Origin of the sequence: Planococcus massiliensis (assembly GCF_000821325.1) — a bacterium.
Lineage (GTDB): Bacteria > Bacillota > Bacilli > Bacillales_A > Planococcaceae > Planococcus > Planococcus ruber.
Window position 1 is genome coordinate 146818 of record NZ_CCXS01000001.1, and the last position, 25177, is coordinate 171994.

Genomic DNA, 25177 nt, shown 5'->3' on the forward strand with positions numbered 1-25177 from the left:
AACTATACCTGATAAAGAAACAAAATATAAGACTAAATATTTAGAAATATTAGTTTATAATTGGAGTAAGTGAAAAATAAAAAAGAGGTGTCCCGAAACGCTCTTGGGACACCTCTTTTAGCATGCAGATGAAATAAATCGATAGGGGGGAGAAAGAAGCAGAAGCCCCAATCAGCCGAGCCGCTTCCTTTGTACTGCTTTTCATGCATTTATTTTTTCACAATAAAGCCCATATGGCGGCCGCTTTTTTTGTTTTCGCGGTACGAGAAGCCGGCGGGATCCTGAAATGTACAAGTCCGGTCAATGGTGATTTGGCTCGCCGGAATACCGGCCAGTTCACATTGTTTTTTAACCACTAATTGATTGTCGATATGGTATTTGCGCGTTTCAGCGTTATAGCTAATAAACTCTTCGGCGTAGCCCAAGTCTTTGAATTTCAAGAAAACATCTTCGTCGACTTCAAATTTCTCCTGGCTGAGGGCAGCGCCGATTTGCACATGGAAATTAACCGGATTGCATTTTTCGTTTAGCTTCAAATGTTCGAAAAGTTTGAGGGAAATTTCCTTCGTTGTGCCTTGCCAGCCGGAATGGACAGCACCGGCAACGCCTGAGATTTCATCATAGAAAAGGACCGGCACGCAGTCAGCGGCAAAACAGCTTAAGACGATGTCCGGTTCAAACGTATACAGCGCATCGGTATCTTTGATGGCAGTAGCCATTGTGTCAGCGCCGCGTCCTTTATCGGCCATTTCAACCCGGTGGAAATTTGCGCTATGCGTCTGTTCGGCCGCCACAAAATCTTCTAAAGAATAGCCGAGGCCGGCCGCCAATATTTTGCGGTTTTCCACAATAACCGAAGGATTCTCGCAAGCATGCAGTGCCATATTATGCTGCTCCGCTTCTGTTGGATCTTTAAACGTCATTCCAACAAGAAACGCTTCATTATTTCCATACATTTTCTTTTTCATCTTCATCACCCGCTTCCAATATAGCGGAAATCTTCGGTTCTGTGTAGTTAGACCTTCGAGCTTTGCAAGTTTGCCGGGATGACCTTCTGAGCAATGAGTTTTCGGGTTTTGAAATAGCTGAAGAAATAACAGCCGCTAATGACGATCAAGCTTCCGAGAATTTGAATCCCTGTCATCTTTTCACCGAGTACGAAAAAGGCCAGAATGGCTGTAAAGACCGGATTGAAATTCAAGAAAAGGCCGGATGTGGTCGCACCGAGTTTTTGGACGCCTAAATTCCATAACACAAAACAAAGAACAGTTGAAATGACGCCGGTGTAAAGAATGGAATAGACAAAAGAAGCATTGATATTTGTAATGGCAAAATCTGCAGCATTGAACGGCAAAAGAAAAGCGAGCCCGAAAATTCCGGAATACAAAGTGGCCATGGCAGCAGAAGTATAGGCCATGGCCCATTTGCTGAGAACCGAATAGATGCCCCAAATGCCGACAGCAGCGAGCATATACAAATCGCCTTTATTGAACTGCAGCGACAGAAGCAAGTTCAGCTGGCCTTTGGTCAGGACAAGAAGAACGCCGAAAAAGGAGAAAGCCATTGCCGCCATCTGAAAGGGGTTAAGGCGCTCCTTCAAAAAGATCACTGAAAACAAGGCGATGGAAAGCATATTCAAAGTGGAAATCAACCCTACGTTAGAAGCGGAAGTCTGCTCCAAAGCAAGGAATTGGAGAATGTTAAAAAAAGCTACGCCTGTAATCCCCATTAAAGCCAATGGAACGATCGCTTTCCGCGAAGGTTTGATCTTTTTCTCTGTCACCCACACTAAAGGCAGAAGGCAGAGGACTGCAATCATCCAGCGAAGGCTGGTTAATGTCATAGGAGAAGCATGGCCAACAAGCCATTTTCCGACGATAAAATTGCCGGCCCATAAAAAGCTCGTCAACAACAGTAAGAGGAAATACAAATTGCGCATCTTCAGCCCTTCTTTCGAATCGATAATGAATAATTTTATCATTCTTAAAGATTTTTCCGTATATTATTCTGCAAATTTTGATATATTTAAAATAAAATAAATTATTTCAATTAAATTATTTATTTTATTCTGTGAGAGTGCAGAAATGGCTGGCTCGATGGAATAAATGAAAAGGGGCGAAAACGATGGAATCGATTGTCAACAAAGTGCTCGACCAAACCGATGTGCACATTTTGGATATTTTGCAGAAAGAAGCACAGCTCAGCAATACGGAAATTGCCAAACAAGTGAATTTGTCGCCGCCCGCTGTCCATTCCCGCATCAAGCGCCTGGAATCGGAAGGCTACATCATTCGGCAAGTGGCCATCCTCAACCAGGAAAAGCTCGGCTTCGATTTGCTGTGCTACATTTTCATCAGTACGGATATCCATCAGGCGGAAGAACTGAACCGGCTGGAACGGGCATTAGTGGAGATGCCGGAAGTGCTGGAATGCCAGTGCCTGACGGGGGAGTATGATTACTTGCTGAAAGTGGCCAATAAAAATCGGAAAGACCTGCAGGATTTCATCCGCAAGCTGAATAAACTGGGGATCACCAAGATTCAAACCAGCCTTGCGCTTAGAGAAGTCAAATATTCAACGGTGCTGCCAATCATGGAAACTTGATGCCTCTCAGTCCAAATTGTTCCAAAATGGGTGTATACTTAATAAAGGAAAGTCCAAATTAAAGAACCTTAAGCCAGTAAAATCAGGGGAACTCCCCGGTACTATAAAGCGCTAAGCAAGCGAAAGCTCGCAGCAATGCTTTTGGAGGAAAAAATGTTCAGCAATATCCGAGTAGAAGAGTTAATGTCCGGCAATCGAAAAAATGAAATGACGCTGATCGATGTGAGGTCGCCGTCTGAATATAAAAGTTTCACGATTCCGGGAAGCATCAATATTCCCTTTTTCGATGATGCGGAACGGGCAGAAATCGGTACACTTTATAAACAAGTAAGCGTCCAAGCGGCGAAAGAGCGGGGCCTTGAAATCATTTCTGCCAAATTGCCGAATTTTGTCCGCCAGTTCAAAGAAGTGGAAGGCGATAAAACAGTCTTTTGCTGGCGCGGAGGCATGCGCAGCAAGACGACAGCTACGCTTCTCAGTTTGATGGATGTCCACGTCAGCCGGCTGGAAGAAGGCATTCGAGCTTACCGAAAATGGACAATCGATCAGTTGGAGCACATAGAAGCTCCCCAAAAAGCGATTGTGCTAAACGGGTTGACCGGAACGGGCAAAACCCGGATTTTGAAAGCCCTTGAAAAAGAAGGCTATCCGGTGATCGATTTCGAAGGGATGGCCAATCATAAAGGCTCAATCTTCGGCCAGATCGGCCTGGAGCCGCACAATCAGAAAACGTTTGATGCGTTATTGAATGAACGGTTGATGGAACTTAAAAGTTCACCCTATATTATTTTTGAAGCGGAAAGCACGCGGATTGGCCGAGTCGTCATTCCGCCGTTTCTCAGCGAACTGAAAAACGACAGCCTTCATTTGATCATCGATTTGCCGATGGAAGAGCGCATCAAAGAAATCATGGAAGATTACAATCCTTCGAAATACCAAGCGGAATGCCTGGAAGCTTTCCACCGCATCCAGTCGCGCATCCACGTGCCGGTTGCGAAAAAAATTGAAGAAGATCTCCAAACAGGGAATTTTGAGTCTGCGATTCGGCTGCTGCTGGAGTATTACTACGATTCCCGGTACAAGCACACCGGCCTGCAATATCCGGATTCCCAAAAACTGCATTTGGACGTCAAAAATCTTGAAGAAGCCATTCAAGCGGTCAAAGGGCAATTGCCTGAACCTGAAGGCAAACTGTCCAGCCCAATAAAATCATAATTCTCCCAAAGCCAGCTCTTCACACTCGAGCTGGTTTTGTTTTCTTTAGCTGCCGCCGGAAATTTTGACCCTTCGGGGAGCGGGTGGTAGGGTGAAAAGACAAGAACGATAGCTTGGCTGAAAGCTAGGAAAGGATGGCTGAATGAAATTCGCATTAAGTGAACAGATGATTAAAGAACTGTGCGGAATCGCCGCTTATAAAAAAGGAAAAGCCTATTATGAAGCGAATAAAGTGCTGCTGCATGCGGCTCCAAAAGAAGAAGCCGCAATTCGTGCTACGGTAAAAGCAGGGGAAGATTTCACTGTCTTGATTCGCCACGGAGAAGGCAGCCAGCTTATGGCGGAATGCAGCTGCCCGCCGCTTGGTTTTATCAAAACCCATTGCCAGCATATTGCAGCGGCCCTGCTTGCGGCAAAAGCTGTTCAGGCGGCGGACAGTCCGCTCTCTGACCAAATGCTGAGCTTGTTCAGCAGTCCTGCCGGCCGTCCTGCGGGCAAACAGCTTCATTTTGATACGCGCCAGACAGTGGCCGTGGAATTTATCTGTTTTCCTTTTTTGCTGGAAAACTCGGAATATGGAATGGGTCTTCGCCTGGAAGCAGGAATCAGCGAACGGCATCCTGTCTCAAATATTTTAGCTTTTTTGAAGAATATCGAACGGAAAGAACCGGCGGAAATCGCCAGCGATTTTACCTATAATCCGGAACGGCATAATTTCAACCGTGAAACCGATGCCGTCCTTCAGCTCCTTATTAAGAGCGCCCGCATCCCGAGCCTGCGGATGGACCAGGAAAGCATGCTTTTAGTTTCTGTGTCGGACTGGCAGCAGCTTCTTCCGCTATTGCAGCAAGCGCCACATGCCAGCATCCAACAAGGAAATCAATTCTATAAGGGGCTGCGGTTGGCAGACCGGCTCCCTGTCCGGTTTGAAGTGGAAGAAGGGCCGTCGGGCAGCTATATTTTGGAGGCAAAAGGCCTGAATGGCGTCTCAGTATTAAGTGCTTACGGCTATGCATTTGCAGATGGAGAGCTTGTGCCGCTGCCTGAAGAAAGCTGCAAGCAGCTGGTAGAATTGAAGAATCTGCTGGAACTGGCGGGGGAACCGCGCCTGACGATTCCGGCAAGCCAGATGGAGCATTTCATGAAAACGGCCATCCCAGGGCTGCTGAAGCTTGGACATGTGAAAATGGATGACGGCGTAGCCATAAGTTTAGGCGAAGTGCCGCTTCGGGCAAAATTATTCCTGGACCGTGTCAGCAACCGGCTTCTCGCGGGGCTTGAATTTCATTATGGCCAACTGGTCATCAATCCATGTGAAGAAGAAGAAGCGGGGCTCCAACACTATCCAGGGCTTCGCCGGCACATCGCAGAAGAGCAGCGCATCCTGCAGATGATGCATGATAGCCTGTTCAACCAGACAGACGGCGGGTTTTATATCCATAACGAAGAGGCAGAATACGATTTCCTTTATCATTGGATCCCGAAATTCGAGGAAGTTGTGGAGGTCTATGCCACCACTTCGGTAAAGATGCGCCTCCATACCGGGTATATCGGACCGAAAATCAAAATGGACTTCGGAGAACGGACGGACTGGCTTGAATTCCGTTTCGATTTGCAGGGAATTCCCGAAAAAGAAATCCAAAAGCTCCTAAAAGCGCTTGAGCATAAACGGAAATATTACCGGATTCCGAATGGCCAGCTGCTGTCGCTGGAAACACCGGATTTTATAGCCTTCAACGATTTTATGAATGAACTTGAACTGACGGCGCAGCAGTTGGATGAGCAGGAATTCCGGATTCCGCTGCTGCAGGCGATGAAAATGCTGGACGTGGTGGAAGACGGCCAAGTGATTGAGCCGGGAGAAAATTTTGCAAGGCTCCTGAAGAACTTGAACCAACCGCTTGAACATGCAGCAGAGATTCCGGAAAGTTTGGAAAGTACGATGCGGGACTATCAGAAAGCTGGCTACAGATGGCTGAAGCTGCTGGCGAAATATCAGTTCGGCGGAATTTTGGCAGATGACATGGGGCTCGGAAAAACTTTGCAGAGTATTGCATATATCGTGTCGGTGCTGCCGGAAATCCGTGCCCATAAACGGCCGGTGCTCGTCGTTTCACCGGCATCGCTCATCTACAATTGGCTAAACGAAATGAAAAAGTTCGCACCGCAGCTGAACGTCCGCATCATCGACGGGCCAAAAGCCAAACGAAAAGCCCGGCTCGAAAGTTCGGGAGAGGTGGATGTCTTCATCACGTCGTACCCGTCGCTCCGTTCGGACGCCGCTTTTTACAGCGGGAAAATTTTTCATAGCCTGTTCCTGGATGAAGCCCAGGCGTTCAAAAATCCACTCACGAAAACTGCCCGGTCGCTGAAGTCGATCCAAGCGGATTATAAATTCGCATTAACGGGAACACCAATAGAAAACTCCATCGATGAATTGTGGTCGATTTTCCATGTCGTCTTTCCGGAGCTGCTTCCGGGCAGAAGGGCGTTCAGTGAGCTCAGGCGCGATGACATTGCGAAAAGGGTACGCCCATTCATCCTCCGCCGCTTGAAAAAAGAGGTATTGACCGAGCTGCCGGAGAAAATAGAAACGATGCAGTATTCCGATCTTCAAAAGGAACAGAAAAAAATCTATGCGGCTTATTTGGCTGAACTGAAGCACGACGCGTTGAAGCATCTTGCGAAAGGCAGCCTGAAGAAAAACAAAATCCGGATTCTGGCCGGGCTCACAAGGCTTCGCCAAATCTGCTGCCATCCTGCGCTGTTTGTAGAAGGGTACACGGGAAGTTCTGCGAAATTCGAGCAGTTGCTTGAAATCCTTGAAGAAAGCCGGTTATCGGGCCGCAGGGTGCTCATTTTCTCGCAGTTCACCCAAATGCTGGGGCTCATTGGCCGGCAGCTTGCACGCCAAGGCCAACCGTACTTCTATTTGGATGGACAGACGCCTGCAGCAGAACGCGTAGCGCTTTGCGACCGCTTTAATGAAGGAGAAGGCGATCTTTTCTTGATTTCATTGAAAGCAGGAGGTACGGGGTTGAATCTGACAGGGGCCGATACGGTGATTTTGTATGATCTTTGGTGGAACCCTGCGGTGGAGCAGCAAGCGACAGACCGCGCCCACCGAATGGGGCAGCAAAATACGGTGCAGGTGATTCGCATGGTGGCCAAAGGAACAATTGAAGATAAAATCAACGAACTTCAAGAGAAAAAGAAGAGCCTGATTGATGAAGTCATCCAACCTGGCAGCGAAGCGCTGACGGCGTTGACCGAAGAAGACATCCGGGAAATCTTGATGATTGAATGAGGTGAAGGTATGGAACCGGAAAAAATACTTGAAAAAATAAAAGCGCATAAACCCACAGTGCTCGGCAGCAAGGATTTCTCAAAATACGCGATCCTGTTGCCGCTGTTGGAGCGGGATGGGGAAATCCACATTGTTTTTGAAGTCCGTGCCCATACATTGCGGAGGCAGCCAGGGGAAATCTGTTTCCCGGGCGGCCGGATCGATGCGGCAGATGCAAACCCGCAAGCTGCGGCCCTTCGGGAAACACGGGAAGAATTAGGTATCCGTTCGGAAGAAATTTCCGCTGTGTATCCGCTTGATTATATGGTTTCGCCATTCGGCATGATCCTCTATGCTTTTGCGGGCACCATTGATCCAGAAGCGAAATTTAAACCCAATCCTTCTGAAGTCGATAGCCTCTTTAGTGTGCCGCTGTCTTTTTTCTTAGAAACCCCGCCGGAAATCTATTACATGAATTTTAATATACAGCCAGAAGAAAATTTCCCTTACGATTTGATTGAAGGCGGGCAAGATTACAGCTTTCAGCCAAGGCAGATGGAGGAGTATTTCTATTTATACGAAGACAAGGTGATTTGGGGGCTCACGGCCCGTATATTGGCGCATTTTGTAGAGATCATTCGCTGAATGGTCTTTTTTTATGGAAAAACAGCTCGGGTCTTTTTTCTTAATTTTCACTAATTGAATAAAAGAAGCTTGAAATTCGACGAAGAGAATGTATAATTATTCAAATACCTGTAATTATATTGCTTAAGCGAGAGGAGTGCCGCACAATGGTGAATACATATCAATTGGAAGTTGTAGAAAGCACAAATAAGAAAGACAAGCCGTTGCATGACCAAGTGCCGTTTGGCACCATCTTCACGGACCACATGTTCACACTGGAATACGAGGAAGGAAAAGGGTGGCATGAACCGAAAATTGTTCCTTATGGCCCGATCACTTTGGATCCGGCAGCAATGATCTTCCATTACGGCCAGACCGTTTTTGAAGGCATGAAAGCCTATCGCACCGAAGATGGACGCGTCTTATTGTTCCGTCCGGAAAAGAACTTTGAACGCTTGAATTTATCAAGTGAACGTTTAAGCATTCCGCCGGTAGACGAAAAAGCGATGCTTGAATATTTGACAGAACTGATCAAGCTTGAAAAGAATTGGGTGCCTGCCACACAAGGCACTTCGTTATACATCCGCCCGTTCATCATTTCAACAGAAGCAAATCTGGCCGTAGCTCCCGCCAAAGCTTACAAGCTGATGATCATCCTTTCACCGGTGGGATCGTATTTTACAGGAGGGCTGACGCCAGTCATCATCCACGTGGAAGATCAGTTTACGAGAGCGGTAAAAGGCGGCACAGGGATGGCCAAAACAGCCGGGAACTACTCATCGGGCTATCAGGCCCAGGCAAATGCGAAAAAAGCCGGAAACGCCGATGTGCTATGGCTTGATGGAATTGAGAAGAAATACATCGAGGAAGTCGGCAGCATGAACATTTTCTTCAAAATCAACGGGGAAATCGTTACGCCCGCACTCAATGGCAGCATCTTGAACGGCATCACCCGGACATCGATCATCGAATTGCTGGGTTCCTGGGGGATATCCGTTGCGCAGCGGAAAGTATCGGTCAATGAAATTTACGAAGCGTATGAGGCGGGGCAGCTGGAAGAAGTGTTTGGCACCGGAACAGCAGCCGTTATTTCGCCGGTCGGCGAGCTGAACTGGCAAGGGAAGAAAATGGTCGTCAACAATCACCAAATCGGTGAATTGTCCCAAAAATTATACGACACGATCACAGGCATCCAGACAGGAAAAGTAGAAGATCCGCTTGGCTGGACCGTGGAAGTAAAATAGGGAAAAGGTGCGCACCTGCAATGGATGCGCGCCTTTTTTTCTATGAGGCCATCTTCTCTGAAGCACACCGAAATAAAGGAATTATCCCTCACTTGGAGAATCAGTAAACAAGTGACCTTGAAAGAGGGAGGGGAAGAAATGGATGACGTAACGGAAGGGTTTATTCGCGTTAACGGCGGAAATGTTTGGTTCCGCATAACGGGGAAGGGCCCGGGAACACCGCTCCTGCTGCTGCACGGGGGGCCAGGCGGAAAAAGCAATAGTCGGGATCCGCTTCGCGCACTTGGCAACGAGCGTCCGATTATCCAATACGATCAATTGGGCTGCGGCAACTCAGGCCGTCCGAGAAATACGGAGTTATGGACGGTGGAGCGCTACGTAGAAGAACTGGAACAGGTCCGAAATGCGCTCGAGCTGGAAGAAGTCCATATTCTTGGCCATTCATGGGGAACGATGCTTTTGGCAGCCTACCTTTCCAAACAGCCGCAAGGCGTAAAAAGCGCCATTTTTTCAGGGCCGGCACTGCAAGCGCGAAGATGGGAACAGGATCAGCGAAATCACCTGAAGAAACTTCCTTTGGAACAGCAGGAAGCCGTAGAAAAAAATGAACGCCTGCATACCACCGATTCTCCTGAATATCAGGCGGCTATGTACAGCTTCTACCACCGCCACCTTTGCCGGCTCGATCCATGGCCGCCTGAAGTAAGCGAGGAATTGGAGAACATGAACCCGCAAATCTACAATTTCATGTGGGGCGCTTCTGAATTTACGGTGACGGGAATCCTGAAAGATTACGATGCGTCAGAGTGGCTTCAGGAATTGAAGATGCCGGCTCTTTTCACTTGCGGCCGCTATGACGAGGCCACGCCGCAAGCCACTGCCTATTATGCAAGCCTGGTGCCGGAAGCCCAATTCCATGTATTTGAAAACAGCTCCCATATGCCAAGCGTAGAAGAACCCGAAGCCTACATGAAAAAAATCCGTGAATTTTTAGTTCAACAGGAAAAATAAGCGATTTATCTGCCTTCATTCTGAGAATGAAGGTTTTTATATGGATTAAAAAGCGTTGCAGGAACCACAAAACGAAATAATGAAAAGTCAAATAAATTCATACAGGCAAAGTTTTGTGCTACTGTATGAAGATGTATTTCAAGCTCCGAAATAAAAAGCGTGATCGGCTGTTTTTTATATAGAAAGGTTGTTGCTGGAATGGAAACATTGGTTGGCTTTAAACGTGTCCGCTTTATTCTTTTATTAGGGGCTCTTACGTCCTTGATCCCTTTTACCATTGATATGTATTTGCCGTCTTTTCCTGTCCTGGCAGAAGTATTTGAAACGAATGCTTCTTCTATCCAATTAAGTTTGACGGCGTGTTTGCTTGGGCTTTCGGTAGGGCAGCTTGTCGCCGGTGCATTGAGTGATGTGCATGGACGGCGCAGGCCTTTGGTGATTTCGCTGTTTATCTACGCAGCCGCTTCTGCCGCATGTGTATTTGCGCCGAACATTTATGTTTTTGTGTTGCTTCGTTTTCTGCAAGGATTTGCGGCTTCTGCCGGCCTAGTTATTTCCCGGGCAATTGTCCGAGATGTCAGCAGCGGGGCAGAACTAACCCGGCTGTTTGCATTATTGATGGTGGTAAATAATCTTGTGCCGCTATTGGCCCCTTCAGTAGGCAGCGGGGTGCTATTGTTTGCTGACTGGAAAGGGATTTTCCTGGCTTTAACGATTTTAGGCGTGGTCCTCCTCCTGATCACCGGTTTTCGCCTGCCAGAAAGTTTGCCGCTGGAACAGCGGGTTCCAAGCAATTTAAGGGCTACATTCTCTAACTTTGCGGCCATCCTAAAAGATAAAAAATTTACAGGATACGCACTGGCCCAAGGTTTTTTGATCGGCGGGGTCTTTGCCTATGTTTCCGGAACGCCGTTCATTTATCAAAATATTTACGGCGTGTCTCCGCAAGTCTTCAGTTTGCTTTTCGGCATGAACGGCATTGGCTTGATCATCGGCAGTTATGCCGTCGGAAGGTTCAGCCATGTCTTTTCAGAAAAGAGATTTCTTGAAACCGCTCTTTACGGGGCGACGCTTGCCGGAGCTGTTTTGCTTGCCGTCGTGATTTTGCAGGGGCCATTATGGGCAGTCGTAGTGCCGATTTTCTTTTTCGTGACATCGATCGGAATTGTCGGCACGGCTTCTTTTACACTGGCTATGGAATCCCAAAGCAAAGCGGCGGGAAGTGCTTCCGCTTTGCTCGGTCTACTGCCATTTGTCTTGGGTGCATTAAGCGCACCGCTTGTCGGGATTGCCGGAGAAGAAACCGCCGTACCGATGGGCTTGACCATTTTTTCCATGTGCCTGATTGCTTTGGTGGCCTATTTGTTTTTAGTGAAGAAAACGGAACGGAAGGCTGTGTAAAGCATAACCCAACTGGATTTGCAGACTGTTCGAAATTGGCTCTTTGGAGGGCCAATTTTTTTGTGCTCAAAAACCGGTTCAAATTATCAGATTATTATTGTTTTCCATTTCATATTAGTGTATGATACACAGTATAAAGGTGTACGTCGTACAGTATAGATCGGGAGGTGTAAAAATGGACAATTCCTTATTGAATAGCTTATCCACTGAACTGCGGAGAGGGACTTTGACCTTAGCCGTTTTAAGTCAGCTGCAGACGCCTCAATATGGCTATTCGCTTGTTCAATTATTGGAAAGCAGCGGGATATCGATAGAGCAAAGCACGTTGTACCCGCTGCTTCGCAGGCTGGAAAAACAGGAACTTGTCACAAGCAGTTGGGATACGACCGAAAACCGTCCGCGGAAATATTATGTGCTGAGCGATTATGGAGCAGAAATTTTTGAGAAGCTGAAAGAAGAATGGGAAAAGACGTCGCGGGAGCTCTACACTTTACTCAAAGGAGCGGAGACTGATGAATCTGATTGAGCTGTACATTGGAGAAGTGACGCGCAGGCTGCCCGAGAAGAGCAGAGAAGACATTGCCTTGGAATTGCGTTCGACCATTGAAGATATGCTGCCTGACGACTACACAGTGCACGATGTAAAAGAGGTGCTGGCAAAGCTCGGAAATCCTGCAATTCTTGCCAGCGGCTATAAAGAACGGCCGATGCATTTGATCGGACCGCGGTTCTATGATCTTTACATCGATTTATTGAAGCTGATCTTGCCGATTGCCGTCCTTGTTTCCTTAATTGCCGTCCTCATCACTTCGATTTTCACTGCAGATGGAGGGGGTGTGCTTGCGGAAACCATCACAGCAATTGTCGGGAATGCGATTTCAGCAAGTGTCAATGCAGCCATCCAAGTGCTTTTCTGGCTGACCGTTGTATTCGCGATCATCGAAAGAGCCGACCATTCAACGGCCCAAACGCCTTTAATGTCGAAGTATCAGGAATGGACGCCGGATGATTTAAAAGAAACCATCCATATTCCAAAAGAAAAAAGGATTACCAAATATCAAATTGCGGGAAGTTTGATTTGGACGGCGATTTGGTCCGTGTTTTATTTCAATGCAGACAGCTGGGTAGGCGTTTACCGGAACGGCGAACTGATCATGCCGACATTCAATCAGGAAGTTCTCGTATCTTATTGGCTTCTCGTCGCGCTGGTCATCGTATTGGAAATTGCTTTATCGGTTTTCAAATGGCGCGAGGGGCAATGGACAGTTAAGTTGGCCGTCTTGAATGCTGCTGTCCAGGCTATTTCGACGATCGTGTTCGTCATTATTTTCACCGACGCCACCTTGTTCAACAACCGTTTCTTAGCGGAAGTCAACACGATATTCGATGCGGATCTGAATATGAACTGGGCCGTCGGCAGTGTCCTCGTGCTAGTGATTGTGTTTGCTTTGGTGGATATTGTCCAAGGGTTTCAAAAAGCGCGCATCCAAGAAGCAAAAAGAAGCATTTAAGGAAACGGTTGGCCGATGCGAGCTTCCGGCTTTAAATGGCTGCTGTGCCATAATTTAGACAAATATGGGGATTCACAGTGTTGAAAGAGATGCTATACTGACCTTACAACTCAATAGACTTTGACTTTATGTCAAGGGGGAGTAGCTATAGGGAAACCTATTTCACAGTCGTCATTACATGGTTCGGAGCCATCGGTTGTGATAGCAATCAATTTTGCTTAGCGAGACCTTTGCCTTTTATTAGGCAAGGGTCTTTTTTGTTGGCAAAAATCAGGAGGAGGAAGAAAGATGGAAGCAATTTTATTGGAGTATTTATGGGTGCTGCTTGTATTGGTAGCGCTGGAAGGGTTGCTGGCGGCCGACAATGCGGTGGTCATGGCGGTTATGGTGAAGCATTTGCCGAAAGATCAGCAGAAAAAAGCATTGTTCTACGGTCTTCTGGGCGCGTTCGTATTCCGCTTTGCTGCGCTATTTATGATTACATTGTTGGTGGACGTTTGGCAGATTCAGGCTTTGGGGGCAGCTTACTTGCTGTTTATCGCCTTTAAGCATATTTACGATCAGCGAAAAGGGAAAGACCATACGATAGAACCTGAAGCGACAAAAGGTTCCGGGTTCTGGATGACGGTATTGAAAGTCGAATTGGCGGATATCGCGTTTGCAATCGATTCGATGCTGGCTGCCGTGGCTCTGGCCATTACCTTGCCGCATTTGGATTTATTCGGCATCGGTGAAATCGGAGGCATCAACTCCGGGCAATTCGCAGTGATGTTGGCAGGTGGATTGGTCGGACTAATCATTATGCGATTTGCTGCTCATAAATTCGTTAAGTTATTGGCGAATTATCCGCAATTGGAGACGACTGCTTTTGTGATTGTCGGCTGGGTTGGAGTTAAATTGACGGTGCTTACATTAGGGCATGAAAAACTTGGGATCTTGCCATATGAATTTGTGCATTCTGCGCAATGGAAACTGATTTTCTGGGGAGTCCTGCTCGGAATTGTCGCAGTCGGCGCATTGATCAGTGTGAAAAAGAAAAAGCAGACTGAGGAGAAATAAGAAAAAAGAAGGCGAAGTCTACCGCAGACTTTGCCTTCTTTTGCGTTTAAGAAACCAATTTCAGCCCCACAGCTGCCCCCAATACCAGTGCAATGAAAAAGATTCGTTTCCAGTCTTTTGATTCGTTGTAAAAAAGCATTCCGAGAATAGCTCCGCCGGATGCCCCGATGCCGGTCCAGATGGCATAAGCGGTTCCCATCGGCAAAGTTTCCATCGCGTAGGCCAAAAAGACAAAGCTTGCACCGAACCCTAAAATGAGTAAAACGGCAGATTGCCAGTTGCGGTCCTGATGCAATTTATTGATCATTGCGACGCCGACCATTTCACAGATGCCAGCTAGTATAAGTGCTGCCCAAGCCATTACGCATCGCCTCCTTCCGGTTTTGCATCAGGGGTGACGAGCTTCAGCCCTATGACGCCTGCCAGCAAAATGCCGACCAAAATTAATTTTTCGATTTTCAGCGGTTCATTGAATAATAGAATATCTGAGAGAACCGTCCCGGCGGTGCCGAGCCCGACAAATACCGCATAAACAGTTCCGACGGGCAGCTTGCGGCCAGCCATAATCATCACGGCAAAGCTGATGATGATCGCAACGACCGTAACCGTCCATTCCAAAAAACTATCCGCATGCTTTAACCCGATGACCCAAACCACTTCAAAAACAGACGCCATTATGACTTTTAGCCAATTTAAATTCATGATTGCTACCTCCTTTTATTAGTGGAAATAAAAAAGCCTGGGAGAACTGTAAAAACAGTTTCTCCCAGGCTTTTGTCCTTCCGTGGCATAGCGAAAAGCTATGAGTTTTCTCTCGGACCAGGCCAGCACACAGGCTGCGGAACCCTAGAAAACATTTCTGATATGCGGTTACTCCAAAGTCTACTTGAATTCGTGCGTTGTTTCAAACGAAAGGGGTTCGGGAAAATCAGTACACGCGCTTTTTCTTCATTACGTGCGCCATTTCTACAGAAGCAGCTGATTCTTCTGCCTGCAAATTTTGAACGATATTGCGGTAATCCGCTTCGCTGCGATTTTGGCTGAGTTTATTGGCCGCCTGGATTTCAGTGATTCGAATCTTGAAGCCGACGATGCCTTTCAGCTCTTTTTCCAGCAGTTCAGGAGACAGGGTCTCCCAAAGTACAGCGTGTTTGCGGTGCTTCTCGTATTGGTCCAGAAGCGCCGCCAGATCCTGCTGCAATTCTTGTCCGGATAGAAGCTGAGGCGTTCCGTAGACATGGACAGACTGATAGTTCCAGGTCGGGACATTCTCCTGTTCATACCAGGAAGAGGAGATATAGGCATGCGGCCCTTGGAACATCGCGAGCACTTCTTCCGTGGTTTCGAACGTCCGCCATTGGGGATTTCCATAAGCCATATGCCCGGTTAGATAATCGCCTTCCTGTTCTTTTGCAAACTGGAACGGGAGGTGAGTGGCAATAGGCCGTCCTTTTCTCGTGGTGACAAGTGTTCCAAACGCGTGCTGCTGGAGGAATTCCCGGACTTCATCAAAATCAGTGACTTTAAACTGTTTTGGAATATACATATCGTTCCGCCTTTCACGAAAGGTTTTTGGCCATGATCAAATCCACTTGCTCGTCATCGCCCATAAAGAACGAATGCGTGCCTATCTGGACAAACCCTTTTTTCTGATAGAAGCCGATGGCATTTTCATTTTCTTCCCATACCCCGAGCCATATTTTCTGTTTCCCTGATTGCAGCGCAAAGTCGATTGCTTTTTGCATCAATTGTCTGCCGAGCCCGTGTTTATGGAATTTTGTTCTGACGTAAATCCGCTCGATTTCGAGAGTATCTTCGTCCATTTCTTCTGTTTGGGCTGATCCTGTGTTGATTTTCAGGTAGCCGGCAAGTTCCTGGCCGCTGTAAATGAAAAAGAAGTGCGAAAGCGGATTGGCCAATTCTTCCTCTAATTTCTCTAAATAATAGGCTTTTTCCAGGTAAGCCTGCAAATGTTCGGGCGAATTCTGCTCCTGGAATGTATCCGTGAAGGTTTCAATACTGATTTTCTGAAGCTCCTGCAAATCTTCTACGGTGCATTTTTGTATAATTGCTGTCATCGGGCCGCCACTCCTTTTCCGGATTAATAAATTCGTTTATGTCCTTTTTTTACGAATTCCCAGTCTTTTTCAACATTTTTTCGGATACGTTGGAGTAAGGAAAATGCCATTTCCTTCTCTTCTTCTGAAAATCCATCCATGGCTACAAGGTCTGAATGGGTATTTTCTTTTTTTATGAAGGGATAAGCCGCGTTCCCTTTTTCCGTGGGAAACAGTTTTTTCGTTTTTTTGTTCTGCGGATCTTCGTGTTTCTCGATAAATCCATTAGCCTCTAACTTTTGAACGGCCCGTGCGGCTGTCGAACGATCGACTTTAATCAGTTCCAGCAATTGCTCCTGAATGATTCCGGGATGTTCACAGATCCGGACAAGATAGAGGTATTGCCCTTTTGTCAGATTCAATTCCTTGAATTCGATATTGCTGATGGAATCCAATGCTCTGGCGATCATGCCAATTTCCCGAAGAATTTCTTTCATGGCTGCCACCTTTCTTTTTTATTGCAAATGCAACAAAAAATACGTTAGCTTCAATTTAATTCATTTTAAGATCAATTGCAATCGTAATCGTATTTTTTATGAATTAATAATCAAGCAAAAAATCCAGTCAGTCTTCCCAATAAAAGAAAGCATCAAGTATCAAGTAATCCTTCGGCATGCGATAAAGGGTAGGAATCCGGCTCTTAAATGGGAGAAGTTCGCCAAGCTTTTCCGCTTCCATTTCTTCGTAGCCAAATTCTCTCAATGCTTGTGACAATTGAGAGGCAAGAGGCTTTAATTTCTCCGGCACGTTTAATCGTTCTGGTCCGTCCAGAAGTGAGCCGTACGCTCCGCTGATTTCTTCGCTTGTCCTTCTGTCGGTGGTTCGATAGCGGATATCTCCACCCAAAATCGTTGCAGGTGCCAATCGGCATACATCAATAATCAAGCCTTCCCTTTTTTCCTCCCGGATAGTTGGATTTTCTTGAATAACAGAAACATCCTCATTTCGATAACAGAAAAACTCCACAAAAGAAGCATAGCCGCTGCCGAAATGATTCCATTCGGCTTCGCACATCACATGTGGAATCCTGCAGATCCGGTGGAACAAGCGGTTAATATGGGCGTTGACTTCCTTTTCATCCCGAGTATCGTATGGGAATTGATTGCTGATGATTTTTCCGGCGATCAATTGTTGCAAGTCGTCGTTTGAAAACATAAACAGCCTCCTTAAAAATAAGCCTTAATCTTTCGTTGGTTGCGAAAGGATTAAGGCTTCTAATTTATCCAGTTGTTTTAGTTGTTCAGTTTTCCGTTAGCTCCCATCACGGTTTCAATCGCTTGCTGCACGGTCGAGAATGTCCGAAGGGAGTGCTCAGGCGCTTGCATGCTGGAGATTTCGATAGCAGTCTTCGGTGTGATGCCGGTAATATACAAAGTTCCGCCCATTAGGCGAAGGACATCCTGGATCATCAAGAGGCGGACAAATAAGAAACTTTCTTCCCAGATGACGCCGGAAATATCAATAATGATATGGCGGGTCGCATTCTTTTGGACGTATTCACTCAATTTTTCGGTCAGAACAGTAAAGCGCTCTTCATTCATCTTGCCGACTAGCGAGACAGCACCTAAATTTTCGTGGATGGGTAAAATCGGCAGCAGCAGACGATTGATTTCGTCCTCTTTTTCTGCGAGCAAAAGGCGTTGGTATTCTTCAGTTGAAACATCCGTCTGGGTTCCGATGAAGTACAAATGGTCCTCAACAGTGACAGGCTCAATGTTCAAACGGTTCCAGAAAGCTGAACCGTCTTTCCGGAAGTTCTTTACGGTCACAGTAGTTTGCTCTTTTTTGGCAATGGCATCTCTTAATTGCTGAATCGCTGCTTGATCCGTTTCGGGCCCTTGCAAGAAGCGGCAATTGTGTCCGATCGAGTCTTCACGGGAGTAGCCGGTCAGTTTTTCAAAAGTCTTATTCGTATAAATGATCGGGTTATCTTGCTGTTGCGGGTCTGTCACAACAGTTGCTACTCGACTGCCATTCAGCATTGCTTCAAAAATGGCGATTTGTGTGGCGGGGCTTAAATTTTTCATGAAGGTTTCTCCAGTCTATTGTGGATTCTCATACTGTTTTCAAGTATTTCAATTTTATAGATAAATTGAATTCTACAGAATGTGAGTGGTTTCGGCAAACCAGAAACAATAGGTTGTGAATATTCATCATAAATTCACATTTATTAACAAGAAGTGCTAGTTCTTTCCTAAGCTTTCTTTTAAGATGAAACTTAAGAGCAAAAATTATAAATGAGAAGGGGAACAAAGCCATGCTTCCTATTGAACGGCAGCAACAAATATTAGATTGGTTAGAAAAAGAAGGGGCATTAAAAGTTTCCGCCATCAGCAGTCGCTTGGGCATCTCAGAAATGACCGTCTACCGCGATATACAATCACTCATTGAAGAGCAGAAAGTGGAAAAGACGTCGAACGGAGTAGCGCTAAAAGCAGCGGTTTCCGCTACGGCAGATACGTGTTCCTATTGTTTTAAAAAAGCGGGTACGCGATTAGCATTTCAACTGATCAAAACGAATCATCAGGTAGAACAGGCTTGCTGTGCTCATTGCGGGCTGCTGCGTTATCGCGACATCGCTGATGAAGTGGCCTACATCATCGGCAAAGATTATTTAACGGATACAACCTTCAATGCGAAAATGGGGACTTTTTTAATGAACGCGGAACTTAAACTCAATTGCTGTGAACCACAATTGATCGCGTTTGCAAACAGCAGCCAGGCAGACCGCTTCCAGCTTGGGTTCAGCGGTGAGAGTTATCCATTTGAAGAAGCGGTGGAACGCTTAGCCAAAGAGATGGGCGGCGGACATTGCTGCATCAAAAAAGAGATCTAAAACGGGATTTCTTCCGTTAGATAAAGTAAAAAATCAAACTGCAGGAATTCACCGGAAATCTGTAAGTTTCTGAAATGAGGAAAACCAAATGGAAGAAAACAAAGAACAAAAAGGTATTGCTGGTGCACAAAAAAGTTCAAAGAATAATCAGCTCCATAAAACCATTTGGCGTTGGCATTTTTATGCGGGCATTATCTTTGCACCGATTCTCGTACTATTGGCCGTGACAGGATCCGTATATCTATTCAAGGCGGAGATTGAAAATGTACTGTATGCGGATTATTACCAAGTGGAGCCGCAGGGCGAGCAAGTATCCGTTTCCATGCAGCTAGAGGAAGTGCAGGCTTTGTATCCAGGGGCAATTGTCACCAAATATCGTCCCGGAGAAGATGAAGCGCGATCCAACGAAGTGACGGTCAGTTCAAATGGAGAATCGCTTACAGTATTCATGGATCCTTATACGGGCAAATCGGTTGGTGAATTAAAAGACGACGACCGGATCATGGATAAAATCGAGGAGATCCATGGGGAGCTGATGGCCGGTAAGATTGGCGACCGCATTGTAGAGTTAGCTGCCTGTTGGACGATTGTGCTCATGGCTACAGGCTTTTTCCTGTGGTTTCCGAAAAAGCGGAAAGGCTTCGGCGGCGTATTATTTCCCCGCTTTGGAAAAGGCAGCAAAATCCTTCGGCGCGATTTACACGCCGTCCCGGCTTTTTGGTTAACGGGCGGTCTGCTGTTTCTAGTAATGACCGGCTTGCCGTGGTCGGGCTTTTGGGGAACCAATTTCCAAGCCATCATCACAAATTCCGGTGAAGGCTATCCGCCGTCCGTTTGGATCGGGGATGCCCCGTCTTCAGACATCGAGACCCAGGAAATTGCAGAAGTTCCATGGGCAGCAGAAACATTGGATGTCCCGCTTTCTTCTGTGCAGGGACTGATTCCTATGCCAATAGATAAAGTGGTGGGAATTGCAGATCAGCAAGGAATCTATCCGGGATACTCGATTTTCATTCCGCAAGAGCAAGACGGGGTTTATACCTTATCAGTCTTCCCGCCGAAAGCACAGGATGAAGCGACGATGCACATCGATCAATACTCAGGTGCTGTTTTGGCCGATTACCGGTATGACAATTACGGAATCATCGGAAAAATAGTGGCATGGGGAATTACGCTTCATAAGGGATCGCAGTTTGGATTGGTTAACCAGTTAATCAGTTTAGCCATCTGCCTAGGGGTGATTTTCACCGTTTTCACCGGCATTTATCTTTGGTGGAAACGCAAACCGAACAAGGGGTCAGGCGCTCCGAAAGCACCGGCCATCTTCAAAACAAAACCATTCTTGGCGCTAATGATTGTATTGGGGATTTTGTTCCCATTGGTCGGATTGTCGATTCTGATTGTTTGGCTTGTGGATTGGGCAATCATCCAACGCGTGCCTGCAGTTAAGCGATGGTTGAATGCTTAGTGAAAGAGGGAGATTCAGATGAAATCAATTCGTTTGCTGCTTTTGCTCTTTAGCAGTTTGTGCATTCTCTCCGCTTGTTCTGCAAGCGAGGATGCGGCAGACTTATATAAAAAAGAAAAGCCGCTTCAAGTGGAAGTCGATATGCCAGAGTCGCTGTCGGCAGAAACCAAACAGACAGTGAAGGCTATCTTAAAACAAGACGGAAAACCGGTGGAAGATGCCCGGTTTGTCCATTTTGAAATTTGGAAACAAGATCATTCAGTCCATTACCCGATGGAAGAAGCGGAAGAAGCCGAAAACGGCGTCTACCAGATGGATGTCCGGTTTAAAGAAGAGGGCCTGTATTACCTAGAAGTGCATGCCGGAAACGAAGGTTCGCTGATCAGTCCGGTCCGGCAATTCATCGTTGGTGAATTGTCCGAACAGGAGATGGAGAGCTTGAAGCAAGGTGTGCCAACTCAGCAGGAAGTTCGGGGACACCATCATTGAAGGTGTTTTGCTGCGAATTCAACAATTCCATTTCTACGAAAGCCTGAGAAAGTCATTCTCGGGCTTTCATTATGCATTGAAAAAGAATAAATATACATAACAGGTAAATTGAAATTGTCGAAAAGCCAGAAAGTAAAAGAAATAATCCGAAATGATTTCTAATATAGTGTTGACTAAAAATTCAATATAACGCATAATAATGCTATTATTCTTTTTCAGAAAAGTCTCGGAATACAAACAGGTGGTGTCGGTGCGTGAAAAAGAAAAGAATCGTAGTGAAAATCGGCAGCAGCTCGCTGACGAACAAAAACGGCGGGCTATGCCTGGAAAAATTGCAGGAACATGTTCAGGCGCTTGCCCGGTTAAAAGCGTTGGGGCATGACGTCATTTTAATTTCATCCGGGGCGGTTGCAGCCGGTTTCACCGATCTTGGCTACACGTCGCGTCCCGCCAGCATTGTCGGAAAACAGGCAGCCGCTGCTGTCGGCCAAGGGCAATTGCTGCACGCCTACTCGCAGGAATTCAAAAAGCACGACATTGTGTCCGCCCAATTATTGTTGACGAAGCAGAACCTGCTCGCAAAAGACCTTTACCAAAATGCCACAGCCACTTTAACGGAATTGCTGAAACGCAATGTGCTGCCTATCATCAATGAAAACGATTCAGTGTCCGTAGACGGCCTTACATTCGGAGACAATGATATGTTGTCTGCACTTGTCAGCGGGTTGGTCCAAGCGCAAATGCTCATCATTTTAACGGATGTAAACGGCATTTACCGGGATAATCCACGCGTCAATCCGGAAGCCGCAAGATATGATTTTTTGGCGGAAATTCCAAACGAGCTGATCAAAGCGACTTCGAGTGAAGGATCTTCTGTCGGGACCGGCGGGATGAAGTCAAAAGTGGAAGCAGCCCAAACGGCTTTGGCACTCGGCTCCCAAGTCTTTATCGGCACCGGCTCAGGAAGCGGCAAGTTGGTGGATATTTGGGAAGGCAAAGGAGACGGCACATACATCGGCGACGATCCGCAGGCTACAGTCAAGAATTCAAAACAATGGCTGGCGCTCCATTCGATGCCGACGGGAAAAATCGAAGTGGACGACGGAGCCGCATTAGCGATTTCAGCGCAAGGAAGAAGCTTGCTGCCGGTGGGCATTACAAAAATTGGCGGGCGCTTCAAAGCGGATGATGTCGTCGAAGTCTTAAATCCGGCCGGTGAAGTGATCGGCAAAGGGCAAGTGAACTTCTCCTCGGAGGATTTAGCGGAAATTAAAGGATTGTGCAGCGAAGAAGCCCGTGTCATAACCAAAACAGGGAAAAGGCAAGTCGTTATCCATCGAGACCAATGGTTCAGCGCTACCCGAAAGGAGCAGATGTGAATGAGTGAAGTTCTTCAAAAAACCAGTGATCTTTTAGAAAAAGCAGCTCTTGCCAAAAAGGCGGCTGCTGAAATGGCGAAACAATCCACGGAAGCTAAAAATAAGGCCTTGCGGCTGATGGCAGACCAATTGCTGCAGGAACAGGATTTCCTGCTGACTGAAAATGAAAAAGATATCGCTGCCGGCCGGCATGCGGGAATGAGCGATTCGCTGATTGACCGGCTCCAATTGGATGCAAGCCGTTTAAAAGGCATGGCGGATGCGCTGGTTTTATTAACCCAATTGGAAGACCCGGTCGGAGAAGTGCTGGAATCCTGGGAGCAGCCGAATGGACTTGAAATGGCCAAAATCCGTGTGCCGCTTGGCGTCATTGGCATGATTTACGAAGCGCGCCCTAACGTAACAGTTGACGCATCCAGCCTCTGCCTGAAAACCGGAAACGCTGTGGTGCTTCGCGGCAGTTCGACCGCCATCCATTCCAACAAAGCTTTAGTAGCCGCGATTCACCGTGCGCTGGCGAAAAGCGAGCTGCCGGTGGATGCCGTTCAATTGATCGAAGATACGAGCAGGGAAACCGCATCCCATATGTTCAAGCTGAATTCCCATTTGGATGTGCTGATCCCAAGAGGCGGCGCGAAACTGATCAAGACCGTGGTGGAAAACTCTACCGTTCCCGTTCTTGAAACAGGGGCAGGCAATTGCCATGTCTATATTGATGAAACGGCGAATGTGGAAATGGCCATTGCCATAGCACTTAATGCGAAAACGCAGCGTCCCTCTGTCTGCAATGCCTGTGAAACGATTTTAGTGGAGAAAAATTGGGCAGCCGCCCATCTCGGGAAATTGGTGGAAGCTTTGCAGGAAAAAGCCGTTGTGATTCATGGCGATTCTTTTGTCCAGCAATGGGAAAACGTCATTCCGGCAACCGAAGAGGATTGGGGAACCGAATACCTCGGCCTTGAAGCTTCGGTGAAGGTGGTGGATGCGGTGGACGAAGCGATTCGGCACATCAATTCATACGGAACGAAACATTCGGAAGCCATTATCTCAGAAACGCCGGAAAATGTTCAACAATTCTTTATGGAAGTGGACGCAGCGGCGGTCTATCATAATGCCTCGACGCGGTTTACTGATGGCTTTGAATTCGGCTTCGGTGCAGAAATCGGCATCAGCACCCAAAAGCTGCATGCAAGGGGGCCGATGGGGCTGCCGGCGTTAACATCCACAAAATACTTGATTAAAGGAAATGGCCAAACCAAATAAATGAAAAAGGAGTTGTCCCACATGCTTTTGGGACAGCTCCTTTTTCAATTTGCCGCTTTCGCGCGATTGTGCTTCCACATCATATAACGGTAGCGAATGGTGCAGCCGATGCAATAGCCGAGAAGGGCCACCCCTGCGGCCAAAACGACCATGATGCTAAAAGCATAGCCCATTGCCGTAAAACCGAAAGCAAAAAACACAAGCGACAAACCAAGGCAAATCGTAGCGATCCATTGGTTGAACAACTGTTGGTCCCGGTCTTCCTGAATATAAGACATGGGCGGACGTTTCAAGAATCGTTTACTGAAACGGATAACCGGATTGGATTTTGTGGCCAGCGTATAAACTCCAACCGCAAAAGGCAGGAGCAAAAGGGCTTTATGGAAAACGAGTGCTAATATGACGGACAAAACGATAAAAGCTTGATTGGTTTGCACGAGGGGTTTTGGGATAGTCAAAGAAAGACCTCCTTTTTCGATTAGTATACCAGGTTGTTTACTCGGAATAAATAAAAGAAGCTTGTTTTTCTGTCCCTTGGTAATATATTTTGCCATTTAAAAAAATTCCAGCACATTGGGTACAAAATACTTTCTTTGTTTAGGTATTTTGAAGTAGACTCAAGTTATACAAGAAAAGGGAGGCTTCCTGATTTGGAATGCAATAACTGTTCCGTTAACGAACTGAAGTTTGAAATTAAAGTTGAAGGCGAATTGAATCAGTCGATTTTGCCGCAAGTCATTGAGCATCTAACGAGAAGAAATATAGAGGTAAAAGAAAAAGAGCAAGGCCTCATCATTCCGGAATCAGGCGCGAAAGAGTTCATGGATTTTTGTGAGCATTTCATGGCGACGGATCGAGTGGAATTCCGCATCAACAAAGAAGAATGGAAGCCTTTTTCTCAAATTGAAACCGTCATGGATATGCAGTGGATCGACAATGTCATCAAAAAAGAACTGATCACTTGCCATTATCAGCCGATCATCAACGGCGATGGAACCATCTTCGCATATGAAATGCTGTCGCGTTTCCAAAACGAAGACGGCTCAATGATTTATCCGAATGAAATTTTTCCGGCTGCTAAAAGCCGCGGCCGCTTATACGCCCTTGACCGGGTATGCCGCATGACCGCTGTGAAATACGCAGCGAAACTTGAAGATAAAAAAGCTTTCATCAATTTCATCCCGACATCGATTTATTCTCCGGAATTCTGCCTGCGTTCGACGACGCTTTTGGCCAACCAATTAAATGTGGATCCGAAGCAGCTTGTGTTTGAAGTGGTTGAAACCGAACAAGTCGACGATTTGGATCATTTAAAGAGAATTCTTACCTATTACAAGGAAAGAGGCTTTAATTATGCCTTGGATGATGTGGGCGAAGGATTCAGCACAGCTGAAGTATTGGCAGAGCTGAAACCCCAATACATGAAGCTCGATATGCAATATGTGCAAGGGGTCGCAGAGGAAGCAGGCAAACAGAAAGTCGCTTTGTCCTTCTTGGAAAAAGCGATTGCTGTGGGTTCTGTGCCGCTTGCTGAAGGAGTGGAGACCGAGGAAGATTTCAATTGGCTGAAAGAAAAAGGCTATGAATTATTCCAAGGCTATTATTTCGGCAAACCCGAAGCGGAACCGAGAACTGAACTTGTATACGCATAAAATCGAAAAAACTCTTGG

Annotated in this window: 26 protein-coding genes and 1 riboswitch; of the genes, 16 read left to right on the plus strand and 10 right to left on the minus strand. The window is 46.6% G+C overall.

All coding sequences use genetic code 11. The features are described 5' to 3' along the window. Positions 1-209 precede the first annotated feature (209 nt). A complete protein-coding gene (locus BN1080_RS00680; protein ID WP_052654282.1) occupies positions 210-968 on the minus strand; it encodes a purine nucleoside phosphorylase YfiH/LACC1 family protein in 759 nt (252 codons plus the stop codon). A gap of 47 nt (positions 969-1015) precedes the next feature. Then, complete coding sequence (locus BN1080_RS00685; RefSeq protein ID WP_110925535.1) at positions 1016-1981, minus strand: DMT family transporter; 966 nt, start codon at positions 1979-1981, stop codon at positions 1016-1018. Between the two features lie 143 nt (positions 1982-2124). On the opposite strand from BN1080_RS00685, the gene BN1080_RS00690 reads away from it, so the two are divergent. The 10 genes from BN1080_RS00690 (at position 2125) to BN1080_RS00735 (ending at position 13955) form a co-directional block, all read left to right on the plus strand. Beyond that, entirely contained in the window at positions 2125-2604 is a 480-nt protein-coding gene (locus BN1080_RS00690) for an Lrp/AsnC family transcriptional regulator (protein WP_052649605.1), read from the plus strand. A gap of 153 nt (positions 2605-2757) precedes the next feature. Beyond that, the gene (gene mnmH, locus BN1080_RS00695) at positions 2758-3819 is read left to right on the plus strand and encodes a tRNA 2-selenouridine(34) synthase MnmH (RefSeq protein ID WP_052649606.1); all 1062 of its coding nucleotides are present in this window, start codon (positions 2758-2760) and stop codon (positions 3817-3819) included. A gap of 142 nt (positions 3820-3961) precedes the next feature. Next, the gene (locus BN1080_RS00700) at positions 3962-7126 is read left to right on the plus strand and encodes a DEAD/DEAH box helicase (protein WP_052649607.1); all 3165 of its coding nucleotides are present in this window, start codon (positions 3962-3964) and stop codon (positions 7124-7126) included. A 9-nt stretch (positions 7127-7135) separates the two neighbouring features. Then, positions 7136-7750, plus strand: coding sequence for an NUDIX hydrolase (locus BN1080_RS00705; protein ID WP_052649608.1), 615 nt, complete (start codon positions 7136-7138; stop codon positions 7748-7750). Positions 7751-7899: 149 nt separating this feature from the next. Next, positions 7900-8973 carry a branched-chain amino acid aminotransferase gene (locus BN1080_RS00710; protein WP_052654285.1) on the plus strand — a complete coding sequence of 358 codons (1074 nt, stop codon included), beginning with the start codon at positions 7900-7902 and terminating at the stop codon, positions 8971-8973. A gap of 138 nt (positions 8974-9111) precedes the next feature. Continuing rightward, on the plus strand, positions 9112-9984 hold the full coding sequence (locus tag BN1080_RS00715) for a proline iminopeptidase-family hydrolase (RefSeq protein ID WP_052649609.1): 873 nt from the start codon (positions 9112-9114) through the stop codon (positions 9982-9984). Positions 9985-10182: 198 nt separating this feature from the next. After that, positions 10183-11385, plus strand: coding sequence for a multidrug effflux MFS transporter (locus BN1080_RS00720; RefSeq protein ID WP_052649610.1), 1203 nt, complete (start codon positions 10183-10185; stop codon positions 11383-11385). Positions 11386-11560: 175 nt separating this feature from the next. Continuing rightward, positions 11561-11911, plus strand: coding sequence for a PadR family transcriptional regulator (locus tag BN1080_RS00725; RefSeq protein ID WP_052649611.1), 351 nt, complete (start codon positions 11561-11563; stop codon positions 11909-11911). Beyond that, complete coding sequence (locus tag BN1080_RS00730; protein ID WP_052649612.1) at positions 11898-12896, plus strand: HAAS signaling domain-containing protein; 999 nt, start codon at positions 11898-11900, stop codon at positions 12894-12896. The genes BN1080_RS00725 and BN1080_RS00730 overlap by 14 nt, the downstream gene beginning before the upstream one ends. 288 nt (positions 12897-13184) lie before the next feature. Further along, entirely contained in the window at positions 13185-13955 is a 771-nt protein-coding gene (locus tag BN1080_RS00735) for a TerC family protein (RefSeq protein WP_052649614.1), read from the plus strand. A 46-nt stretch (positions 13956-14001) separates the two neighbouring features. On the opposite strand, the gene BN1080_RS00740 is transcribed toward BN1080_RS00735, so the two are convergent. The 7 genes from BN1080_RS00740 to BN1080_RS00770 form a co-directional block, all read right to left on the minus strand. Next, a complete protein-coding gene (locus BN1080_RS00740) occupies positions 14002-14316 on the minus strand; it encodes a DMT family transporter (protein ID WP_052649616.1) in 315 nt (104 codons plus the stop codon). Next, positions 14316-14657 carry a DMT family transporter gene (locus BN1080_RS00745; protein WP_052649619.1) on the minus strand — a complete coding sequence of 114 codons (342 nt, stop codon included), beginning with the start codon at positions 14655-14657 and terminating at the stop codon, positions 14316-14318. Before BN1080_RS00745 ends, BN1080_RS00740 begins: the two co-directional genes overlap by 1 nt. A 59-nt stretch (positions 14658-14716) precedes the next feature. Continuing rightward, positions 14717-14816, minus strand: a riboswitch (guanidine-I (ykkC/yxkD leader). Positions 14817-14883: 67 nt separating this feature from the next. Further along, the gene (locus tag BN1080_RS00750) at positions 14884-15501 is read right to left on the minus strand and encodes an FMN-binding negative transcriptional regulator (RefSeq protein ID WP_052649621.1); all 618 of its coding nucleotides are present in this window, start codon (positions 15499-15501) and stop codon (positions 14884-14886) included. A 13-nt stretch (positions 15502-15514) separates the two neighbouring features. After that, complete coding sequence (locus BN1080_RS00755; protein ID WP_052649623.1) at positions 15515-16033, minus strand: spermidine/spermine N(1)-acetyltransferase; 519 nt, start codon at positions 16031-16033, stop codon at positions 15515-15517. Positions 16034-16056: 23 nt separating this feature from the next. Beyond that, entirely contained in the window at positions 16057-16509 is a 453-nt protein-coding gene (locus tag BN1080_RS00760) for a MarR family winged helix-turn-helix transcriptional regulator (RefSeq protein ID WP_052649625.1), read from the minus strand. Positions 16510-16636: 127 nt separating this feature from the next. Further along, positions 16637-17227, minus strand: a complete 591-nt coding sequence (locus BN1080_RS00765) for a hypothetical protein (RefSeq protein WP_052649627.1) — start codon at positions 17225-17227, stop codon at positions 16637-16639. A 77-nt stretch (positions 17228-17304) separates the two neighbouring features. Next, complete coding sequence (locus BN1080_RS00770; protein ID WP_052649629.1) at positions 17305-18099, minus strand: YtvA family blue-light photoreceptor; 795 nt, start codon at positions 18097-18099, stop codon at positions 17305-17307. Positions 18100-18329: 230 nt separating this feature from the next. Here BN1080_RS00770 and BN1080_RS00780 point away from each other — a divergent pair, with 230 nt between their 5' ends. The 5 genes from BN1080_RS00780 to BN1080_RS00800 all read left to right on the plus strand — a co-directional run bounded on the left by BN1080_RS00780 (position 18330) and on the right by BN1080_RS00800 (position 23507). Further along, positions 18330-18908: a DeoR family transcriptional regulator gene (locus tag BN1080_RS00780; RefSeq protein ID WP_052649632.1), complete on the plus strand. Its 579-nt coding sequence runs from the start codon at positions 18330-18332 to the stop codon at positions 18906-18908. 88 nt (positions 18909-18996) lie between these two features. Beyond that, on the plus strand, positions 18997-20376 hold the full coding sequence (locus tag BN1080_RS00785; RefSeq protein WP_052649634.1) for a PepSY-associated TM helix domain-containing protein: 1380 nt from the start codon (positions 18997-18999) through the stop codon (positions 20374-20376). Between the two features lie 18 nt (positions 20377-20394). Continuing rightward, positions 20395-20865, plus strand: coding sequence for a FixH family protein (locus tag BN1080_RS00790; RefSeq protein WP_052649635.1), 471 nt, complete (start codon positions 20395-20397; stop codon positions 20863-20865). A 254-nt stretch (positions 20866-21119) separates the two neighbouring features. Further along, positions 21120-22244: a glutamate 5-kinase gene (proB, locus tag BN1080_RS00795; protein WP_052649637.1), complete on the plus strand. Its 1125-nt coding sequence runs from the start codon at positions 21120-21122 to the stop codon at positions 22242-22244. Continuing rightward, complete coding sequence (locus BN1080_RS00800; RefSeq protein WP_052649639.1) at positions 22245-23507, plus strand: glutamate-5-semialdehyde dehydrogenase; 1263 nt, start codon at positions 22245-22247, stop codon at positions 23505-23507. A 44-nt stretch (positions 23508-23551) separates the two neighbouring features. Here BN1080_RS00800 and BN1080_RS00805 read toward each other — a convergent pair whose 3' ends face one another. Continuing rightward, positions 23552-23965 carry a DUF4395 domain-containing protein gene (locus BN1080_RS00805; RefSeq protein ID WP_052649641.1) on the minus strand — a complete coding sequence of 138 codons (414 nt, stop codon included), beginning with the start codon at positions 23963-23965 and terminating at the stop codon, positions 23552-23554. Positions 23966-24157: 192 nt separating this feature from the next. Between BN1080_RS00805 and BN1080_RS00810 the strand changes: the two genes are divergently transcribed. After that, complete coding sequence (locus BN1080_RS00810) at positions 24158-25159, plus strand: EAL domain-containing protein (protein ID WP_052649643.1); 1002 nt, start codon at positions 24158-24160, stop codon at positions 25157-25159. Positions 25160-25177 lie beyond the last annotated feature (18 nt).

Excerpts from the sequence above, each read along its gene's own strand:
- BN1080_RS00680 (WP_052654282.1), bottom strand. The coding sequence starts at position 968 with ATGAAAAAGAAAATGTATGGAAATAATGAAGCGTTTCTTGTTGGAATG.
- BN1080_RS00685 (WP_110925535.1), bottom strand. The coding sequence starts at position 1,981 with ATGATAAAATTATTCATTATCGATTCGAAAGAAGGGCTGAAGATGCGC.
- BN1080_RS00690 (WP_052649605.1), top strand. The coding sequence starts at position 2,125 with ATGGAATCGATTGTCAACAAAGTGCTCGACCAAACCGATGTGCACATT.
- mnmH (WP_052649606.1), top strand. The coding sequence starts at position 2,758 with ATGTTCAGCAATATCCGAGTAGAAGAGTTAATGTCCGGCAATCGAAAA.
- BN1080_RS00700 (WP_052649607.1), top strand. The coding sequence starts at position 3,962 with ATGAAATTCGCATTAAGTGAACAGATGATTAAAGAACTGTGCGGAATC.
- BN1080_RS00705 (WP_052649608.1), top strand. The coding sequence starts at position 7,136 with ATGGAACCGGAAAAAATACTTGAAAAAATAAAAGCGCATAAACCCACA.
- BN1080_RS00715 (WP_052649609.1), top strand. The coding sequence starts at position 9,112 with ATGGATGACGTAACGGAAGGGTTTATTCGCGTTAACGGCGGAAATGTT.
- BN1080_RS00720 (WP_052649610.1), top strand. The coding sequence starts at position 10,183 with ATGGAAACATTGGTTGGCTTTAAACGTGTCCGCTTTATTCTTTTATTA.
- BN1080_RS00725 (WP_052649611.1), top strand. The coding sequence starts at position 11,561 with ATGGACAATTCCTTATTGAATAGCTTATCCACTGAACTGCGGAGAGGG.
- BN1080_RS00730 (WP_052649612.1), top strand. The coding sequence starts at position 11,898 with ATGAATCTGATTGAGCTGTACATTGGAGAAGTGACGCGCAGGCTGCCC.
- BN1080_RS00735 (WP_052649614.1), top strand. The coding sequence starts at position 13,185 with ATGGAAGCAATTTTATTGGAGTATTTATGGGTGCTGCTTGTATTGGTA.
- BN1080_RS00740 (WP_052649616.1), bottom strand. The coding sequence starts at position 14,316 with ATGGCTTGGGCAGCACTTATACTAGCTGGCATCTGTGAAATGGTCGGC.
- BN1080_RS00745 (WP_052649619.1), bottom strand. The coding sequence starts at position 14,657 with ATGAATTTAAATTGGCTAAAAGTCATAATGGCGTCTGTTTTTGAAGTG.
- BN1080_RS00750 (WP_052649621.1), bottom strand. The coding sequence starts at position 15,501 with ATGTATATTCCAAAACAGTTTAAAGTCACTGATTTTGATGAAGTCCGG.
- BN1080_RS00755 (WP_052649623.1), bottom strand. The coding sequence starts at position 16,033 with ATGACAGCAATTATACAAAAATGCACCGTAGAAGATTTGCAGGAGCTT.
- BN1080_RS00760 (WP_052649625.1), bottom strand. The coding sequence starts at position 16,509 with ATGAAAGAAATTCTTCGGGAAATTGGCATGATCGCCAGAGCATTGGAT.
- BN1080_RS00765 (WP_052649627.1), bottom strand. The coding sequence starts at position 17,227 with ATGTTTTCAAACGACGACTTGCAACAATTGATCGCCGGAAAAATCATC.
- BN1080_RS00770 (WP_052649629.1), bottom strand. The coding sequence starts at position 18,099 with ATGAAAAATTTAAGCCCCGCCACACAAATCGCCATTTTTGAAGCAATG.
- BN1080_RS00780 (WP_052649632.1), top strand. The coding sequence starts at position 18,330 with ATGCTTCCTATTGAACGGCAGCAACAAATATTAGATTGGTTAGAAAAA.
- BN1080_RS00785 (WP_052649634.1), top strand. The coding sequence starts at position 18,997 with ATGGAAGAAAACAAAGAACAAAAAGGTATTGCTGGTGCACAAAAAAGT.
- BN1080_RS00790 (WP_052649635.1), top strand. The coding sequence starts at position 20,395 with ATGAAATCAATTCGTTTGCTGCTTTTGCTCTTTAGCAGTTTGTGCATT.
- BN1080_RS00800 (WP_052649639.1), top strand. The coding sequence starts at position 22,245 with ATGAGTGAAGTTCTTCAAAAAACCAGTGATCTTTTAGAAAAAGCAGCT.